The organism is Aporhodopirellula rubra (assembly GCF_014192335.1).
Taxonomy (GTDB): domain Bacteria; phylum Planctomycetota; class Planctomycetia; order Pirellulales; family Pirellulaceae; genus Rhodopirellula; species Rhodopirellula rubra.
The window spans coordinates 177,346-197,274 of sequence record NZ_JACHXU010000015.1 but is presented as its reverse complement, the minus strand read 5'-3'; the positions used below and the strand labels follow the sequence as shown (position 1 = coordinate 197,274).

The window sequence follows — 19,929 nt, the reverse complement described above, 5'->3', positions numbered from 1 at the left end:
GCACGTCTACCGAGCGAGGTGATAACGCTCAGGCGGGGGCGCCGACCCGACGGACCGAAAAAAGCACTCCGGAATTGCTTTTCGTTCTGAAACAAACCCTACAATTAATATCATTTCCGCTCTGAAACGCTGATTCGTTGTTCAAAGGCATTGATGTGAAACGTTCTGTGAATTTGGCAGTGCCAACGCTACTGGTGGAGCTTGTGCTTCTGTCGTGGATCGGTCTATCGATCGGCGTGACGGACTGCAACGCCCAGGGGTTGTTTCGCGCGACGATTGACACTGGCGCATCTGAGTTATTGCCGCCTCCGCGAAGCGTGCGTCAACAAATTCGCGAAGCGAAGGAAGCACTCGACCAAGAGCGATACAGCGACGCGGTTGTTCGGTTGGGTGATCTGATGCGGCGAGTTGCCAACGATGACCTATCGGAGAGCACGCAGGACTACTTCTTGCGTCCGGCCCGTTCGGTGCAGCAGTTGCGAAACGGAATGATAGAGCAGCGTATCGAACGGCTTCTCGATGAAGATGAGGACAACGATGAATTTGATGAGGACGGGCCGACTACGGTTTTTCGTCAAGTCCGTGAGATGATCGGGAATTTGCCGGAGCGGGCGTTCGAGATTTATGAACTTCGTTACGGTCCGCTCGCGTCGAAGCTCCTCCAGGATGCCCAACCGAGCCGCGATTGGAATGCGGTGGAACAGGTCCGGCGCGAGTTTTTTCACACCGAGGCTGGTTATCGGGCGACGTATCTGCTCGCGATGCGTGAGTGGTTACTGGGAAACCCATTGACGGTTTCGTTGTTGCTCGATGATGTGGTTGATTTGCCGCGTGCGATCGACCAACTTGGCGACGAAGTGATTTGGTTACACGCCGGTGCCTGCGCGATGTCGGGGCGTTCATTGCCGCAACCGACTCGGCTTCCGTCGGATTTTCGAACTACCGCAACAACCCAAGCCAGCGACTTCGATGCTGTGGCTTGGGAAGTGGCGGTCCGATCGCGTTTCGCGTCGATGGCGTTCACGATCGACGCCGAGGCTGATGACTATGCTTATTTGGGCGGTCGTCCTAACCGCAGCGGAAATTCCGGTGGCCAAATGCCGTTGAGTAACCCGAGATGGGTTGTGGAGTCTTCCGGAAGTCCGCGACAGGAACGCATGCTCGAAGCGGAAACGGCTCAACTCAAAGCAACCAGTCAGTTGCCGCCGCCTTCATGGATGCCGCTGCGTGTGGGTGAGCAATTGTTGATGCGAACGACGGAACGATTGCTCGGCGTCGATTACCGAACCGGTAAACGAGTTTGGCAATATCCATGGTTCGCGCCACCGGAAGCCATTCCGACGTCGGATGATGATTCAATGGATCGTCGCGGCGAAGAAGACCCCAAAGACATTTTGGTGCAAAGGGTTTGGAATGACGTGCCGTACGGCCAGATCGCCAGCGATGGCGAACGCGTCTACATGATCGACGATCTTAGGTTGGTCGAAGTCGAGCGGTTTAACCCGTTCGGGATGCGTGGAATGCGATCGGTCAAAGCGAGCAAGAATACCCTCGTGGCGTTGGACCTCGCCACCGAAGGAAAGTTGCTCTGGCGATTGGGATCGAACGAAACGACACCGTCTCGTTTTTCGGAGGCTTTCTTTTTGGGCCCTCCGTTACCGTTTCGAGGTCGGTTGTACGTCATGGCAGAGATGTCTGGCGAGATCGTACTGGTTTGCTTGAATCCGCAGGACGGCAGCGAAGAGTGGAGGCAGGTTCTGGTTTCGATTGAATCCAGCGGAATCACAACCGATCCGGTTCGCCGTGTTGCGGGCGCGATGCCGACGTATCACGAGGGGTTGTTGATTTGTCCAACGGGAACAGGTGTCACGATCGCCGTTGACTTGATCGACCGCACGTTGCGTTGGGCCAAGCATCATCAACGAAACGCGAACTTTGCTCAGAACGCACTGCGACAACCGTCCGACATGTCGATGAACCAATTGAGTCAGCGTTGGATGACTTCCGTCGCGATCGGTCACGGAACCAGCGTTGCACTGACGCCTGTCGAATCCGATCGCATGATTGTGGCGGATGTGGTCACCGGGGAGGATCGGTTTCGCCCTCAACCGCGAGGGAAGAATTTTTATCTCGCGGGTATTCGGGACAACCAATACTACATCGTGCGTGCTGATCGCATGATGGCCTACGATTTGAATACGGGGTCGGAACTATGGGCAACACCTGGTGACATGATGCATCCGGGGCAACGGGTTTCCGGACGCGGTGTGTTTGGGGACTCAAGTTATTTCTTGCCCACGACCAGCGATGAATTGATTGAGATCGGTTTGGCGTCGGGACGTGTTCTCTCGCGACGAAATGTACGCTATCCGCTCGGTAATCTGATTGCAGTCGATGGCGAGATTATTTCTCAAGCGACCACGACGATTGCGGTTGCCTACGGGGAAGAATCATTGCGTCCGCAAGTCGATCGTATCTTGGCCGATGACCCCGACGACTTGGTCGCGATCGTTCACAAGGCGGAACTCTTGATGGAGGAGAACCGTCGTGCCGAAGCGTTGGCGCTGCTCGGCAAGGCCCGCGAAATCGATCCCGATAACGACGATGTCATTTCGTTGTCGGTCGAAGCAATGTTGGGCAGCCTGCGTGAGCAACATGAGATCTCTCAAACCGACCTTGATACGCTGCGTCGATTGATTGATCGACCCGAACAGCAGGCGGAATTGCTGGTGCTGCAAATTCTAAGGCAATTGGAGGCCGACGACGCAGTAGAGGTTGAAACTACCGCGACTCAGGACGACTTGCTTGCCGCGTTTGATCTCTTGTTGGAGTTGTCCGCTTTGATGATTGAGCGTCCGACAATCGCGAGCCAGCAATCGATGATTTTTCCTGGTGCGTCGCGTCAGTTTACTTTGTCGGCGTGGGTCACCGCTCGTGTTGCCGAAATCTCCGACGAAGCCGATGAATCCACGCGTGCGGTCGTTGCTGACAAGTTACTCGATTATCTGGTGAACCGAGTTCGACCGAACCGAATGACGCTCGACCAAATTGTGGAGCACTTCTCACCACTGGAAGACGTTATCGCGTCTTCGAGACAAAGTCTCTTAAAACAGTATCAGGGACAAGGCGATGCGTTGGCGACGGAGCGTTTGACATGGGGGATTCGGTTGCCTTCGGATGATGCAGTGGAAGGACTCGATACATCCAGCCTCATGTCGCTCGCGCAGGTCTACAGTGTTTCGGGTTGGAATCAAGACCGGCGTCGTGTCGGTGAAGTTCTGCAGACGCGAATCCAGGAACCTGACGCGACACCGGAAACAATTGAGGAAATCGCGAAGACCCTCGATGACTATCAGGTTCTAGGCGTGGGACGTATTTCGCCGGACATGTGGCCAAGCGAAGTTGATTTGCAATGGCAATCGACGCGGTTGCCGCAGACACAACCCTTGATATCAGATCGCCGGTACGCTCGGACAACCCGGTTGATGGGGCGGCAATTGTTGGGTTGGCAAGCGATCAGCGACAACAACCCGTTAGCTCTCTTAGATCATGACGGAATTTCGAGGCCGGTTGTTGTGGAAGGCCTCACCAATCGCAACTCGAGTGACAAAGAAGTCACGATCAGTGGCGGTTTGATGTTGGTTTTGACACCATCGGAATTGATCGCGATCGATCTGTTCCGAGTGTTTACCGGCGGTGTCAATGAGATCGTACGCTGGCGGCAGAGTTTGCATCCGGACGGGCAACCTGTTGCGAAACGACGCAGTGAAACATCCAAGTTCGGCGATCAGGTATACCGGTACGTTTCCAACTCGCCGACTGCGAATGCTGATGATGCACAGTTGCGACTCGGGCCGGTTTTGGGTGATCGATTGTTTTTGCTGCAAGGCGAAGACCTGATTTGTTATCACGCTGTGACCGGCGAGCAATTGTGGCGAAGTAACACGGGGATCGCGGGCAGTGGCGTGATCGCCGGTGACAGCCGTGTCGGAGTGCTCAGTGAACGGGCGGATCAGATTGTGTACTTCGATACGTTTGACGGTGGCCTTGTGGAAACGAAATCGATGCCGATCGATTCTGTTTTAGCGACGCTCGGCAGGCATGCATTGTTAGTGTCGGACTACGACGAACGTGAGGGGCAGGTCGATTTGTTTGATCCTCACATCGTCGAGATCGTTGATTGTTTGTCGATGGAGCGAGTCCAAAGCCGAGTCGCTTCGCCGGTGAACTTGACTGATCAAGATCGCTCGGCGGCCTATGGCGAGCTAGTGAATGGTCGATATTTCGTGCTACTCGATAATGTTGGTCGTACTACGATTTGGGATGTGTTCTCAGGTCATGAACTCGCCGACGTCTCGGTTCCGGTGCGTCCGAACCTTTTTGGATTGTCGGTCGTGCAGGTGAAGAATCGATTTCTCTTGATGCCACGTTGTCGATTGCCGCAACCGACCGTGAGCACGACGAGTACGGTCACGGTCGCGAGTGGTTTGTCGGTGCAAGGTGCCACGAGTGTGCAATGCATCGAATGGCAGGAACCACACGAACGAGAGGTTGTGTCTTCAGCGGATGCTGTGTCTGCTGAATTTGAAGATGCTGGTTCCGATTCAGATGCTGCTGAAGCCGATGATGAGAAATTGGCAGCGTCTGAGGACGATACCGGCGACACTGCGAGCGACGGTGAGGCGACGGAATCTCAAAACGAAAGCGGAGCTAAGTTGGCTTGGTCGGTTTCGTTTGATCAGGCGAGAGGTGTGACGACCTATCAACCATGGTTGACCCCAATGTTGATGTTGGTTCGTGGTCATTCCCATTTTGAGAGTCAAAGTGGTGCTTCGCGACGCCGTGAACTCGATGTTTGGGGGCTGGATATTGCGGACGGTCACGTTTTGCATGAATTGTTGGGCAAGAATATCGGCAGCCGAAACAATCGAATCGAAACGCACGTGCGATTATTGCCGCACCGGGATCAGATCATTGCAACGATTCAGAGTGAGTTGTTGACCTACACGTTTTCTGACGAAATCAAGGCAGATGCCGAAGTCGAAACGCCGTGACCTGTTCGATCGAGGCAACCATTTTTGAAGAACACGCTGAAGTGCTCGCACACTGGATCGGACGCGGTGTGAAGGAGGCAGTCGTGGTTTGTTTCGATGCCCATCTTGATGTGCAGTATATCTCTGACCAGCGTCTCGCTCGGTTGCGACAGTGCCGAACCTCCAGCGATGTCCTCGCTCGGATGAAGCCGCATCATCTGATGCCCGATCGTAATAATGCGACTTCGGCGGAGTTGAGTTTCGGTATCGAGGATTTTCTGTTTGCAGCGTCTCGCCTCGGCGTAATTCGTCGATTGGTTTGGGTCGCACCTGCTCACATCCCTATCTTCGATATGGAGGTTGCCACGGACCAGTTGCGACAATCCGAAGGCGTCACGGTGGAAGATCTCGCGAGTTTGAAGGTGTGTGGTGAACCTGCGGGGGCGGTTCGTTGGATCCGTGGCAGTTTGTTGGGGATCGATCTGACGGTCTGTCATCGTGAGGCGTTGCCGTTTCTGGAACTGCCGTCGGAGACGTTGGTCGACATTGATATCGATTATTTCGTTGAGTTGCCGAGTGAACAGATCGGCGTTTCCCCTGCGGATGTCGTCAACGATCTTGTTAACTTGCCTCTCGATCTAACGGAGGTGACGATTTCCCGTTCGGTGGAGAGCGGCTTCACACCCTTGCGTTTTCGGCAGATCGCGGAAGAGTTGGCGAGCTGTTTTCGCGGTTTGACGTTGGACGATGTAAATCAAACTTCGCGAGTAAACGCAAGCTCGGTGTGTCGGGAATCACAACGTGATGACTTACTGCGTCGCGCCTGTGAATATCCCGCACGCGGATTGGAAATTGATGGACAACAGATTATCCAATTGCACAGCGAACTCGCCTCGTTTGAACCACTCGATCAGAAGCGAGGGTTGATCGAGGCCGCTTTGGGGATCCTCTGGTGTCATGTCGGTGACATTGATGCAGCAGCGAGATGTTATCAGACGGCCGTCGAAGTCTTCGGTGGTCACCCGGAGTTGGCACTGGAGTTGGCAAGGGGATGCATGGAGATGAGGCGATTCGGAGAGGCGAGGGGATATCTTCTGGATGCTCTTCACGATGACAAGACACGTGCGTCAGCTCACTTTTATCTCGGTCAACTCGCGATTGAGTTTGCTCGTTCGTCGGGGGATGGCGGCTTCGTTGAGGAAGCGATTACGCACTTGCAGAATGCACGCGATCGAACTCCCGCGTGGGAACCTGTCGTCGAAAGTCTCGTGCATGTTCATTGCCTACGCGGAGATCATGTGGCCGCCGATCGGTATCGGGCGTGTTTGGCGGAAATCACGGATGCCAAAGTTGGGAACGTTGATCCGAGCGTGACCGATGGGAGAATGTTTGGAGTGATTGGAGAGTGGTTTGAGTAATGCGATTGGAATCTACGGCGGTTCGTTTGACCCTGTCCATCTCGGGCATCTTTGGATCGCCGAGTCAGCGCTGGAGCAATTGCCGATCGAAGAGGTTCGGTGGATTCCTGCCGCGACCAGTCCGCTCAAAGAATCAGGTGCGGTGGCGAGTGACTCTCAGCGATTGCGAATGTTGAGATTGGCTTTGTCAGGTCAGACGGGGCACGTGATTGATACGCGTGAACTCGATCGCGACGGGATTAGTTTTACCGTCGATACCCTCGAACAACTCAGCAAACAGTTTGCTGAGCAGAGATTGTTTTTGATTATCGGTGCAGATTCACTCGCTTCATTTGATCGTTGGAAAACTCCCGCGAGAATTCTGGAACTTTGCACGTTGGCGGTGGTCGCACGAGGTGGAATGGCACCGCCGGACTACCGCATTCTGGACGGCTTTGCTTCCGAAGAAAAAGTTCGCCAGTGTGCCGACGCTGAAATCGCAATGCCCGTGATTGAGATTAGTAGTCGCGACATGCGAGATCGCGTGAAACGTTCCCGATCAATTCGGTTTCGGGTGCCGCACGCTGTCGCAGCATACATTCGGCAGGAATCGCTTTACCGTTCGTCTGAAGAACGCAAGTCGTCGTAACGCGGCGGATCAAGCATTACGCGTGAACGACACCCGAGTTTTGCATCAGTTCATCGAGTTGTTGCGCGATTGATTCGGCCGCGGGCGACTGAAGCATATGGGCGTGATCGCCCGGGACTTCGAGGACGTGAACATGTTCGGTGACTTCACGCCATCCAAGCACCGGGTCGTCGAAGAGAGAGTTGGTTTTTCCTTGGTCGGCGGGTCGAAATAGATGCACCTCGCCTTCGAAAGGCTCGGCAACGTATTCGTGCACGGCTTTGACGTTGGATTGAAACACGCCGAAAACGTGTGCCGCGTTTGGTGTGTCTTTGGTCGCGACAATGTCGTTGAGTTCGTCGGGAACGATGCCTGCCTGAGAGGCTCGGTCAACGAAAAACTGCAATTGATCGGCGGGACTTTTTTGTCGAATCTGTTCTAGATCGAGATTCATGGCTCCTGGGAACAAAGCAGTCAGGAGAGGCAAGAAGTCTTCTTCACGGAGTTGCGTGTCCGGGGAGAGCAATCCGGAATCTAACAACGCCACGACTCCGACACGAGTGCCCCGCGATTGCAATTGGCGGGCAACCTCGAAGGCGATGTTTCCGCCGAGCGACCACCCGGCCAAGTGTACTGTGCCCTCGGGTTGGATCTCGCGGATTGCTCTGGCGTAATGCGCCGCCATTTCGGCGAGCGTTTCATGAGGTGGTTGGGTTCCGTCGACGCCGTTGGCTTGAATGCCGTAGACTGCGCGACCACCACTCAAATGCGATGCCATTTCCATGTAACAGAAAACGGTTCCGCCGGCGGGATGGATGCAAAACAGTGGGGGACGGGAGTCCGCTGATTCTTTGCTCCGCTCAACCGTTTTCAGTGGAACGAGCGTCGAGCCGATCGTGGACAATTCACCTTCATCAATCCGCTCTGCAAGGTGTGCGACGGTCGCGTTTTGAAACAGTGCGACCAGCGGAAGGCGTTTGCCTAATACGCGTTCGATATCACTCGTCATCCGAACCGCTAACATGGAGTGGCCGCCGAGTTCGAAAAAGTCGTCCTGGATGCCGATCGGACGCGTGTCGAGCAGGTCTTCCCAAATTTTGACAAGTGCTTTCTGCGTGGGTGTGGTGGGGGCTTCGAAATTTCCCGCCCAAGCAGGACGTCCGGCGGGACGCGGCAGACGCGACCGATCGATTTTGCCGTTGATGGTGCGTGGCAGTTCGTCGAGTACCACGAACGCGGAGGGGATCATGTAAGCGGGCAGACGAGCGGTGAGTTCATCGCGAAGTTGTTTCGTGAATTCTCGAACGCGTTCGGTGCCGATGGGGTCATTGGCCAAACGGCTGATGTCGGTCGGGACTTGTTCGGTGGCTGCCGGGTTATCAACTGAAACGTTTCGGATGTTTGCGCCTTGTGGCTCGGTGGAGGAATCGCAGAATTCGATGATGTCGAATTTGCTAGGGTCCTGGTCGTTCCATGTGGCAACGGTTGCGCCGGGGCGAGTCAGTGTGAAGTCGTTGGGGTCTCGCATCGCGAGAGATGGTTTGATCGAATCGAGTTGATCGTTGAGATCGGCAACCGTGTCAGTATCCGCCATCGAATCGGCTAATCGTGTTGCATGACAATCCAATGCAACGCGAGCGTTTGTGATCCCGGTGTATCGAACCGGCGTGTCATCGGCTTTGTCTCGTTCTTCATCGGCGGAGTACCCGACTTCGCGGCAGTGACCAGGCGATGTTTGACCGTCGACGTCGATCACCACATCATAGCGAAAACGCCCGAGTTCGTTGTTCTCGGCAGTGTCTTTCAGCAAGACCCGGATGTTCGTAATTCGCGGTTGACTGGATTTTAGATGCACGAACAAAGCGGGATCGAGCAGCAATTCTTCCTCGTGTTCGATCCGAGCGGCAACACGGTGCTTCAACTCGCCAATCGACAAGTCAGTATCCGCATTCGCCAGTTCCACTGAGGTTGCCATTGCCGATTGCAACTTCAGATTGCGTACGTCGCCGATAAAGAGCAAACCGCCTGGCGCAAGGTGGGCAATCGCTCCTTCGAGCACGCGAAGCAGGTAGTCGACACCGGGGAAGTATTGCACGACGGAGTTCAGCACGATGCAATCAAACATCTCATCACCGAGGTGATCGAATTGGTCAGCGTCGGCCTGAGCGAGAGACACGATGTTCTTTAATTCGGGACGTCGTTGCAATTCGCTTTCGATGTTTTGCAATGACGATACGAGTAGATCCGATCCAACGTATCGATCGCAATGTTCGGCGATTCGCAGCAGCAACAGTCCCGTCCCGCAGCCGATCTCCAAGACGTTTCGAGGTTGCAAATCAAGGATTCGTTGGACTGCACCGTCGGTCCATTGACGCATTTCTTCGCTCGGAATCGGCTTTCCGGTGTAAGTGCTGATCCATCCTGTGATGTTGAACGAGGGATCCAGGACAGGGGGAGCAATCCGATGGGTTTGTTCGAAAAGGTTTCGCCACTGTGTAACGTGGTTGGATTCGAGATGTGATGAAAGTGCCGTAGTCTCGTTTTCGTTTTGGGGAACCACGTAGGCAACGAGTTGTGATGTTTCGTTTTCGGTACGCTCGATCACTGTGGCTTGTCGGACGCCGCCAAGTGTTTCCAGCGTTGCGGCGATTTCACCGGGTTCGATACGAAATCCGCGGAGGCTGACTTGATCATCGACACGGCCGACGAACTCAACCACACCGTTGGCGAGCCATCGTCCGAGGTCACCGGTGCGATACATCCGTGGAGCAGCAGCGTCTGAAGTTGTGTCTTGGGGTGCGAATGGGTCAGGTAAGAAGACCGAATCGGACAACTCGGGCTGTCCGAGGTAGCCCCGGCCTACGCCTTTTCCTCCGACGTAGATTTCGCCTGCGGCGCCGATCGGCAATGGTTCGCGGTGCTCGTCAAGAACGTACATTCGCATGTTGTTCATTGGCGGTCCGATGGGTGGCTTGTCGCCGGTCCATTCGTTGTTGAGCAGCATCATGCTGCAGCCGACTGAAACTTCGGTGGGCCCATATCCGTTGAACATCCGGCGCTCTCCGGTAAGCCATCTTCGAGCGAGTTCGCCGGTCAGTTTGTCGCCTGCCGAAGCCACTGTGCGTAAATTTGGTAGCGTCGACGGATCGAGCGTGGACAACAGTGCGGGCGGGAATTTTCCGACCGTAACGTGATGTTTGTTGAGGAGGTGCGTCAGTTCCTCGGGGACAAGGAGTGTTGGTTTGTCAACAACGACGCTCGTTCCACCGCTGCCCAAAGCGTAGAAGATTTCGGAGATGGCTCCATCGAACGAGGGTGAGAAACTGAAGCTGAATCGGTCCTCGGCCGAGACTTGCATGCGATCGATCTGAGCCCGCACAAAATTGACGATCCCTCGATGTTCGATTTCAACGCCTTTGGCGGTTCCAGTCGATCCCGATGTGAAGATCACGTAGGCGCGATCGTGTGGGGCGACGGTCGGAAACGAGATGTCGGCGGGAGAGGTTTGGTGGTTCGCGATCCATTGTGGATCAACCATGATCTTTGCACCGGTGTCCGATACGATACGTTCGATGCGGGCGTCAGGAAATTCCGGGTCGACCGGAACGAAGGATCCACCTGCTTTGAGGACGCCGAGTATGGTCGCGATGAGATCGATGGAACGAGGAAGTTTGATGACAACCGCGGATTCGCGGTCGATACCTGCGTCGATCAGGTTGGCGGCGATGCCTTCGGCTCGCTGGATTAATTCGTGGTAGCTGACTTCGCTGTCGCCGTGCACCACGGCGGTTTTGTTGGGTGTTCGCGTCGCGTTTTCTTCAACCAGTTCGTGCAACAAAAACGGTGCCGGATTCGTGACAGATGTTTGGTTGAAATTGTCAACGACTTGTGACCTTTGCTCGGCTGAAAGAATCGGCAACCGATCAATCAGTAATTGAGGATCGTTGGTAGCGGCAGTAAGCAGCGTACGATAAGAGTCGATCAGTCGTTCGATTGTGTCTCGATTGAACAGCGTTGAACGATACTCGATATGGCCGATCAGCCTTTCCGATTCTTCCCATAGGAAAAACGTCAGGTCATATTTGGCGGTGCCGTTGTCGACAAGGATCGGATCGACTTGGATGCTGCCTTTTTCACTGATGTCGCGAGGCAAGTTTTGCATAACGAGGGCGGATTGGAAGATCGGCGAGAAACTGCGGTCACGCGTTGGCGCGAGCTCTTCGACCAATCGCTCAAACGGGACGTCCGCGTGTTCGTGGGCTTCCGTCGTGGTTTGGTGTACCTGGCGGACGAGATCTTCGAACGTCAAGTTGTCTTCTAACCGAACTCGTAAAGCGAGTGTATTAACGAAGAAACCGATCAGCGGTTCGATCTCGGGGTGGACGCGTCCGGCGGAGGCGGTGCCGAGTACGAGGTCGTTTTGTCGTGAAAACCGGCCCAGCAAGATCGCTTCGGCGGCCATCAATACGGCGAACGGCGTCGTATGCAATGTCGACGCGAGTCGATTGATGGCGGACGTTAGATCTGCGGGCAATTCCATTTCGACTGTCGCACCAATGAAGTCCTGGATCGCGGGTCGAGGACGATCGGTGGGCAGGTCGAGTACGGCGGGCGCGTTCTCGAGTGATCGCCGCCAATACTCCATTTGTTTCTCGACGCGTTGATCGGACATCTGTTCGTTCTGCCAATGCGCGAAATCAGCGTACTGGATTGGCAGTGGTGGCAACGCGTTTGAATCCCCATTGAGCGATGAGTCTCGGGATCGATTCATTTCGTATGCGAGCGTGAGTTCTCGCAACATGACAATCATGGACCAACCGTCGGAGATGATGTGATGCATCACCAGCAAGATCACGTGTTCGTTATCGCTAATGCGGTAGACCGTGATCCGCAGCAGAGGTCCGTTTTCTAGATCGAACGGTGCTCGGCTCGCGACACGCATTCGGCGGCGCAGGTCTGACTCTACGTCTCGGCTCGCTGAAACGTCGATCCATGCACAATGAATCGGTTGTGATTCGTGAATCGTGCGGCGAGGTTCTCCGTCGACGAGATGATAAGTCGTTCGGAGTGATTCATGTCGGTGGACCAGTTGTTCGACCGCGACATCGAGTGATTCACGATCCAAGGGGCCATGCAACCGCGCAGCGAGCGGCATGTTGTAGAACGGATCGTCTTTTGCGATCTGATCGACAAACCATAAACGTCGTTCGGCACCCGAGAGATCATCATCGCAATCGGAAGGACGAACGGGAATCTTCGAGCCTCGAGTCTCCGCACGTTCCAGCAACATTCTTTCTAAGAGCGCGCGTTTGGCGGGCGAAAGAGAGGCTAGCCGTTTCTCGAGATCGGACATGAGTTTCCTGTCGAATGTATGGCCGATGGGAGACTGGCCGAAGCGTTTGAGGAGGAAGAGGGGCAGACGATAGCAGGCATCTCTGATTCTGACGGTGATCCGACGGCGAGCTGTTCGCTGAGAAAGCGAAGCAATTGATCGCGGTGCGTTTGCTGATAGCGAGTCGCGTCGGTTTGGCCGATGAAGTCAATCGCTCGAATCAGAGGACGTTCGCCGGGATGTTCGTTTACACGCCAATCGTTTTCGAGAGACTCCGAAATGTGATGTTCCGAAATCAGTTGTCCACGACACATTCGCCGTATGCGTGGATGCAGGTAGGCATCGTCGTAGCCCTTTGCAGCATCAGGAATGCGGTGTTTGTTAAAGATGTCGCCTTCAAACTCGCCATATTCCATCGTGATGATGTAGTAATGTGGGTTGTCAGCGAAATGACTGTCTTGGATGTAATCGACGGCGAGATTGGCGTGATAGTTCGCAGTGCCGGTTTCGTCGTCAACGACGAGGCAATCGCCGAGGAAACCGGGTTGATGCATCAATCCGGCGGCGGAGCTGACTTGAGCGGTAATCTTGTCGGCGATGTTTTCTGGCGTGGACTCGAACGAATCCGCCGGCCAAGGGACATCCATGTAACGTTCGGCCAGCAGGTTGAACAATGCGGCGGTGTTGAATCGAAATCCGTGCAGTACGCTCGACATGGTTTTCTTGAGGTCACGGATCTGCGTGATCGTTCCGGCGTAGAAAACGCCGGGCAAGTTGGTTGATTCCCATCCGCTCGTCATTGCGGGCAAACGATCTTCGCATGCCATGTCTGGGCGGCAGTTGTCGGAAAAGAAGGTTGGATCCCAACTGAATCCGGTGCAGCACAGCACGCGGTCATAGGCTAACGAAGCGCGTTGGCCTTCAGCGTGAGTGAACGTGATCTCGACGTGATACTCTCCGTCCACTTTCTTGATGCTGTCCACGGTAGCGTCGAGGACGGAGTTCTGACCCTTGAGGATATAGGTGTCGAGGAAGTCATTGTTAACGGCGCGGAGGTGCCCGAAAAAGTGAGTTTGCCAGGCCATCTTGATCGGACTGGGACTACACAAGTGAGTGACACGGGTCGCCGAAATGAGATGGTTTGCGGTTTCGAACGCCGAGTTGCCTTTGCCCAAAATCAGCACCCGTTGGCCCGCGAAGTCGTCGGGATCGATCGACATTTCCGCGTAGTTTTCGGTCAGTTCGATGCCGGGAATTTCGGGGATGTACGGCTTCTGCACGCCGACGGCAACGACAAGACATCGCACGTGATACACGGTGCCGTGATTGTCGCGAACGACATATCCTTCCGCTCCGTTGTCCTTCTTTTCGACCGACTCGACGCGGGTGTTGAATTGAATGTCGAGATCGAATCGTTCAACGAAGTCTCGAGTGTAGCGGGCGTAGTCTTCCGTGCTGGGGAAATACTCTTTGGAGTATTTTCCGAATGCCATCTCGTCATCGTCGCATAACAGCGAATTCCAGTCGTAGCGGAGTTGTGACTCGCGGTCGCTGTAGCCGGTGTGGATCTTGTTGATTGATAACAGTTTGCCGTGACGCGGGTACTTTTCCAGAAAGGTGCCCGGTCGATCATGAGCCTCGAGTATCAAATGATCGTATCCGGCACGCTTCATGAAATAGCCCAACTGCACCCCGGCCGGTCCGGCGCCGATGATGAGGAAGTCGATTTCGCGTTCTTTACAAGGCGTGATCATGACACAGGTCGAGTTTAAGAATCAGGATTGGTTATTGCCGTCGAGTGCCCGCATCACCTCGTCATCCGAAAGTGAGTCAATCGTTGCGAGCATGTCCGATAGGTCATCAGCGTCCGTTTCTGCTTGATGCATGACGATAGCGCTGGCCATCATCGCAATTGTCGGTCGTGTGTAAATTTCTCGAAGTGGTAAGTTAATGTCCAACCGCTGGCGAAGCCGTGCGAACAACTGTGCCGCCATCAATGAGTTCCCACCGAGGTCGAAAAAGTGGTCATCGCGACCAATCGCTTCGCATTCGAGGACTTCGCACCACACTTCGGCCAAGGCGGATTCCAATGGCGTCTGGGGTGGAGATGTTTGGGATTCGAGTGGTTCGATCGAATTCGTTGGGAGTGATCGGTAGTCCGTTTTCCCGGCGGGCGTTTGCGGTAACTCATCGAGCCACTGGATCGTCGCCGGGATCATGTAGTCAGGTAGTCGATCTGCCAGTTCGGAACGTACGGCCGCGTCATCGCTCGAGCCCGAGCAAAACGCGATCAGTCGATCACCACCGGTAGAATCGTTACAACAGAGCACCACGGCAGCTCGATCGATCCCATGGCACCGCTGAAGTGCGGATTCGATTTCGTCTAGCTCAACCCGGAACCCACGGAGTTTGACCTGTCGATCATTCCTCGCGAGAAACTCTAGGTTACCGTTGAGTGAACGTCGGACTTGGTCGCCAGTTTGGTAAAAACGTTCCTCGTCGATACTGATGAATCGGGAACGCGTTTGCTCTGCATCCCCGAAGTAACCACGAGCGACCCCGAGTCCGCCAATTTGCAGTTCACCCGCAACCCCGATCGGAACTACGTTTCCGTCGCGGTCAACGACGCGGCAGGTTGTGCCCGCGATCGGACGCCCGATGCTGATTTCGTCGGGGGACTCGATACGAGTAATTGTTGACCAAACGGTCGTTTCGGTCGGTCCGTAGACGTTCCAAAGCTCGCAACCCGTCGAGAGCAAATCGAAAGCCAGATCGGGCATTAACGGTTCGCCGCCACACAACAATCGTGTCATCGGATCGGGACGCCAACCGGCCGACATCAGCATCCGAAATGCGGAAGGCGTCGACTGAATGACCGAAGGTCGAGTCGTTGTGATCGTGCGAATGACCGATTCGGGATCTTCGCCGATTCGGTTTGCAGTGATATCGACCTTCCCGCCGCACCAGATCGGAAGGAACATCTCAAGGACCGAGATGTCGAATGACATTGTCGTCACCGCCAACATCGAATCTGCCGATGTGAATCCCGGTTCATCCGCGAACGAGGCGAGTAGGTTTGCGACGCTGCCGTGTTCGATCGCGACCCCTTTGGGCGTGCCCGTCGAACCGGATGTGAACATCACGTATGCGAGATCGCTCGGGGCGGGCTGCCGTTCGCTGATCGACGTTGATGGTTTAAGTGACGATTTCGCGAGTCGTTCGAAGGTTGTGTCGTCAATGATGAAGGTAAGATCGGCGCCTGATTTGATTTGTTCACGTCGATGGATCGGCAGCGAAGGATCCACCGGCACGTATCCGGCACCCGCTTTCCAAATCCCAAGAATCGCGGTGATGGCGTCCGCACTGCGAGACATTCCAACGCCGACGAGGGATCCGGTCTCTAGGCCGTCCGCGATCAACGCCATTGCGATGTGGTCGCTTTTACGATCAATCTCTCGATAGCTGAACGAGGCGTGATCGTCGCTGATGGCGATGCGATCGGGAGTGCGTTCAGCGTGCGAGCGGAGTCGCTGGATCAGATTGTCCGTCGTCGCCTCGGTGAGTGCCTTTGCGTGCGAGGCAGCCTCGATCAAATCACGTTCGGTGCTCGAAGGAATTGTTAGGCCGGCAATCGATTGTTTGGCGAGCGAAGCGTCGGTGATCTGTTCGAGAACTTCGTTGAGTGAAGTGAGCATCCGTTGCACGAGGTCCGTCGATACGTTCTCTCCGGCAACCATCGACATTTCGGTTTCGTCGCCTGGATGAACGACTAGCGACACATCATAAGCGGTCACCGCGGAGTAGCCGGGACGAACCGAGGCAACGGCAGCGTCACCCAAACGTTCGATCGAATCAAAAGGCGGTTGATAGAGGAACATCACCTGCGACAGCGGCATCCGCGATATGTCGCGGACTTGATCGATAGCCGAGACAACGTCTTGAAACGGCACGTCAGCGTGCTCGAGATCGGACAACAGGTGTTCGCGAGTTTGCTCCAGTGCGTTCGCTACAGACTCGTTCTGGTCGACCTGGGCACGATAGATGATCGGATTGACGAAGCATCCGACAATCTCGTTGAGACGTGAAGACGGACGATTGGATGTTGGGATCGTAATCCCAAAATCGTTGCTTCCGCCATATCGAGCGAGCACTGATTGAAACGCAGTGAGATAGACCATCGACGGCGTCAGTCCGCGTTCAATCGCAATCTGTTCGATTTTGGCGGCGACCGATGCGGCGACTTTGGTTGATGCGGGTGACGCGGTTGTTGATCGTTCATCGCTGTGACGTGTTTCTGCACGCGGGAGATTCAACTCCGGGGGCATCGCGGCGAGTCGTTGTTGCCAGTAGGCGACTCGCGTTTGCATCAATTCGCGATGCGCTGAACCGCGATCCCATTCCGCAAAATCCACGTAACGAAGAGCCGTATCGTCGGTCTCGCAGGCTACTGATTCGGTGGTCGTGTCAAACGAACGGGCTAGATCACTGATCAGTGTTTGCAGACTGCTCGCGTCACAAACAAGATGGTGCAGCACGAGGTCGATGCGGCTTCGGCCATCCGGACATTGGGACAACGCGACACGCATCAGAGGTGCTTGAGTCAGATCCATCGGCTCACGAATGAAACGATCCAACGCTTCGTCGAATGATTTCAGATCGGATGCGTTGGAGCACATCACATTCAAGTCGTGAATCTCGATACTGTTCGATTCGCCGATGAATTGGGTTGGTTCTTGATCCGAGTCAACGAACCGCATTCTCAGCATCGCGTGTTTACTGATCACACGGTGGCACGCCTCGGCGAGGCGGTCGCGGTCGATCGCTTGCTCGAGATGGATGGTGACCGGGACATGGACGAACGCGTTGGTCTGGCCGAGTTGATCGAGCAACCAGAAACGTTGTTGGGCAGACGAGAGCGAGTGCGGTTCGTCGGGCGCCGTGTTCGTGCGACTGATTTCGAGTGCCGAGCGGTCACGGTCCTCTTCGGCGTCAACAACAGCAGCGAACTCTTTGAGAGTCGGGTTGCGGAAGATCGCTGTCATCGGGATCGAAACGGAGTAGCGTTCGCCGACTTCGGTCAGCATTTGTGCGATCAGCAGCGAGCTTCCACCGAGATGGAAGAAGTCATCGTTGCCGCTGACGGACTCTACTCCAAGGATTGAGGACCAAATCGATGCGATCGTTTTTTCGGATTCGGTCGCGGGTGCCTCAAACGGTTTGGGTGTTGAGGTTGCCGTGTTGCCCGCTTGCCATCGTGCGATCTCAGTCAGTTCCCCTTTAAGGAACATCTCCTTCGTATCGGTGCGTTGAAGCTTGCCGCTGGAGGTTTTGGGTAACGAGCCGCTGCGGACCAAGACGATTGCATGTGGGGTGACTTGCGCCTTTTCAGCGATTGCCGCGACAACGTTCTTGAGGAGCTCTTCGGGAGAGAACTTTCGCGGCCTCCACAGTTCCTGGATGACCACCATTTCTTCGCTGTCGTCGATATCGATACCGATCGCAGTGCCCGTGTCAGGCTTGAACGCTTCACTGGTCGATTGGACGATCTGTTCGATGTCGTGCGGGTAGAAGTTTCTTCCCGCGACAATGATCAGTTCTTTGAGCCGGCCGGTGACGATGAGTTGTCCGTCAACTCGAGCGGCGAGATCTCCGGTTCGGAGGTAACGAGTTTGGCCGACGGCGGAGGGTTTGCCGTGGCAATGCGTGGTCGATGCGAGTTTAGCGTGAAAGGTTCTTTCGGTTGCCTCTGCGTCGTTCCAGTAACCTGCGGCAACCGAACCACCTCGAGCCCATATTTCTCCGATTTGGCCGTCGGGCAGAGCGTGGTAGGTTTCGGGATCGACGATCTCGTATTCCATCCCTTCGACCGGGATTCCCGAGCTGACGAGTTCCTGAGTGAACGGTTTGGATTGGCTGGTGCGATCGGCGGAGACTGGGTTTGTAATGACGTGACCCAAACGCAACGCCTGCGCATCGACATCAAACGTTTTGTAGCGTTCGCCCAACGGTGAACCCGTCATCATCACGGTAGTTTCAGCCATTCCAAACGCGGGGCTGAACGTGGTCGAATCGAATCCGTATCGTGCAAACTTTTCTTCGAAACGACGGAGAGTCGACGCACGCACGGGTTCGGCCCCGGCAACGGCAACCTTCCATGAACTCAGATCGAGACCTTCGCACTCGGAGTGGTCGATTCGTCGAACGCAGAGTTCGTACCCGAAATTAGGAGCGCCGTTACTCGAACCGTTGTAGTAGTCGATGCAGCGAAGCCACAGTAACGGGCTGCGGACGAAATCGGTCGGCGAGATGATCACGGTTTCGACACCGCGATAAATCGGCAACAAGATGCCGCCGATCAGTCCCATATCGTGATAGGGGGGCACCCACTGGACGCTGCGGGCACCCTCAAAGTGAATGTGCTCGACAATCGCATGCAGATTGCTGAGCAGGATTCGATGCGTCAGGACGACGCCGCGAGGGTTTCCCGTCGATCCCGAGGTGTATTGCAATACTGCGACATCATCGGGTTCGGGTAATCGTCCATCCCACAGGGAAGCGGCCTCTGGTGAGATTTCATCGACCGCGATTGCGCCGCTTTCGGGCATTTGCCAAAGGCTGCTGAGCGATTCGCCGATCGTGGCTCGGTCGCTCAACATCAATTTGGCGCCGGTATTTTCGATGACCGCTTTGAGGCGTGGCAGCGTGTGTTGCAGCCGCAGCATTTGTGGAGGGTAGATCGGCACGGCGATCGCGCGGGCGTACATGCATGCGAACAACGACGCGGCATAGTCGGACCCTGGGTCCAGTACGATCAGGACGGGCTTTCCCACTCCGCCTCGAGCCTGAATTTCAGACGCGATCGCGCGGGCACGTTCATCCAGTTGAGCGAAACTCAATCGGTCGTGGTCGCCGGGTTCGCCCAGGACATGCGTGAACGCAGGCGAATCGGCGGATTTACCGCACGCGTGAAATCGGCAGAAATGAATCAGCGTCGACGATTCCGTCGGTGGAGGACCACCACGCGTCCATATTCCGGACACTTGAGTCGACGATTGGATTCCAGTTTCGTAGTCCACGAGCCATTGTTTATTGAGGGGGCTATCCGGTGCGACCAAAACGAGTTCTTAGCCGCAAGCAACCAATTCGTCTAGGTATCAATTCCCCAGACCCCCTAGTGTAGCTCACCGTATAGGATTGTTTTCTCGCTACGATCGACTGTCGCAGGGAGGGGACGACGCCCAGAAGACGTGATGTATCGCTTATATGCTTTTTACAGCCGGCAGGCGGACAGCGAGCCTGGCTCGACCGGCAAATTCAGCATCACCGAACCAGCGAAGAAGCGGAAAATAACGCAAAACACGGTGTTCATCGCTCGACGCGGCAATCATGTCCGGTCCATCGGACGCGTGTTTCCGCTACACGCCGGTTTCCGCAGCGGACTGGCTCTCGACAAGCGGGCTCTCGACGAGCGGGCTGCCCCAAGGGGGTGGAGAGCATTTCGTACGAAGTGCGACCGCGCATGAAAAAACCGTCCGGTCG

Annotated in this window: 6 protein-coding genes; 3 read left to right on the top strand and 3 right to left on the bottom strand. The window is 55.3% G+C overall.

The window, feature by feature from the left end; genetic code table 11:
• Nucleotides 1–155: 155 nt before the first annotated feature.
• Genes FHS27_RS19800 through nadD form a run of 3 tightly spaced genes read left to right on the top strand, consistent with a single transcriptional unit; the run spans nt 156 to nt 7,079 of the window.
• Nucleotides 156–5,054, top strand: coding sequence for an outer membrane protein assembly factor BamB family protein (locus FHS27_RS19800; protein WP_315854631.1), 4,899 nt, complete (start codon nt 156–158; stop codon nt 5,052–5,054).
• Entirely contained in the window at nt 5,051–6,451 is a 1,401-nt protein-coding gene (locus tag FHS27_RS19795; protein ID WP_184306592.1) for a hypothetical protein, read from the top strand. The genes FHS27_RS19800 and FHS27_RS19795 overlap by 4 nt, the downstream gene beginning before the upstream one ends.
• Nucleotides 6,444–7,079: a nicotinate (nicotinamide) nucleotide adenylyltransferase gene (nadD, locus tag FHS27_RS19790; protein ID WP_246420294.1), complete on the top strand. Its 636-nt coding sequence runs from the start codon at nt 6,444–6,446 to the stop codon at nt 7,077–7,079. Before FHS27_RS19795 ends, nadD begins: the two co-directional genes overlap by 8 nt.
• A 16-nt stretch (nt 7,080–7,095) precedes the next feature.
• On the opposite strand, the gene FHS27_RS19785 is transcribed toward nadD, so the two are convergent.
• From FHS27_RS19785 to FHS27_RS19775, 3 genes are read right to left on the bottom strand one after another with little or no spacing between them, the layout of a single operon-like run.
• Nucleotides 7,096–12,411 carry a non-ribosomal peptide synthetase gene (locus tag FHS27_RS19785; protein WP_246420292.1) on the bottom strand — a complete coding sequence of 1,772 codons (5,316 nt, stop codon included), beginning with the start codon at nt 12,409–12,411 and terminating at the stop codon, nt 7,096–7,098.
• Nucleotides 12,387–14,144 carry an NAD(P)-binding domain-containing protein gene (locus FHS27_RS19780; protein ID WP_184306590.1) on the bottom strand — a complete coding sequence of 586 codons (1,758 nt, stop codon included), beginning with the start codon at nt 14,142–14,144 and terminating at the stop codon, nt 12,387–12,389. Before FHS27_RS19780 ends, FHS27_RS19785 begins: the two co-directional genes overlap by 25 nt.
• A gap of 21 nt (nt 14,145–14,165) precedes the next feature.
• Entirely contained in the window at nt 14,166–19,466 is a 5,301-nt protein-coding gene (locus tag FHS27_RS19775) for a non-ribosomal peptide synthetase (RefSeq protein WP_184306589.1), read from the bottom strand.
• Nucleotides 19,467–19,929 lie beyond the last annotated feature (463 nt).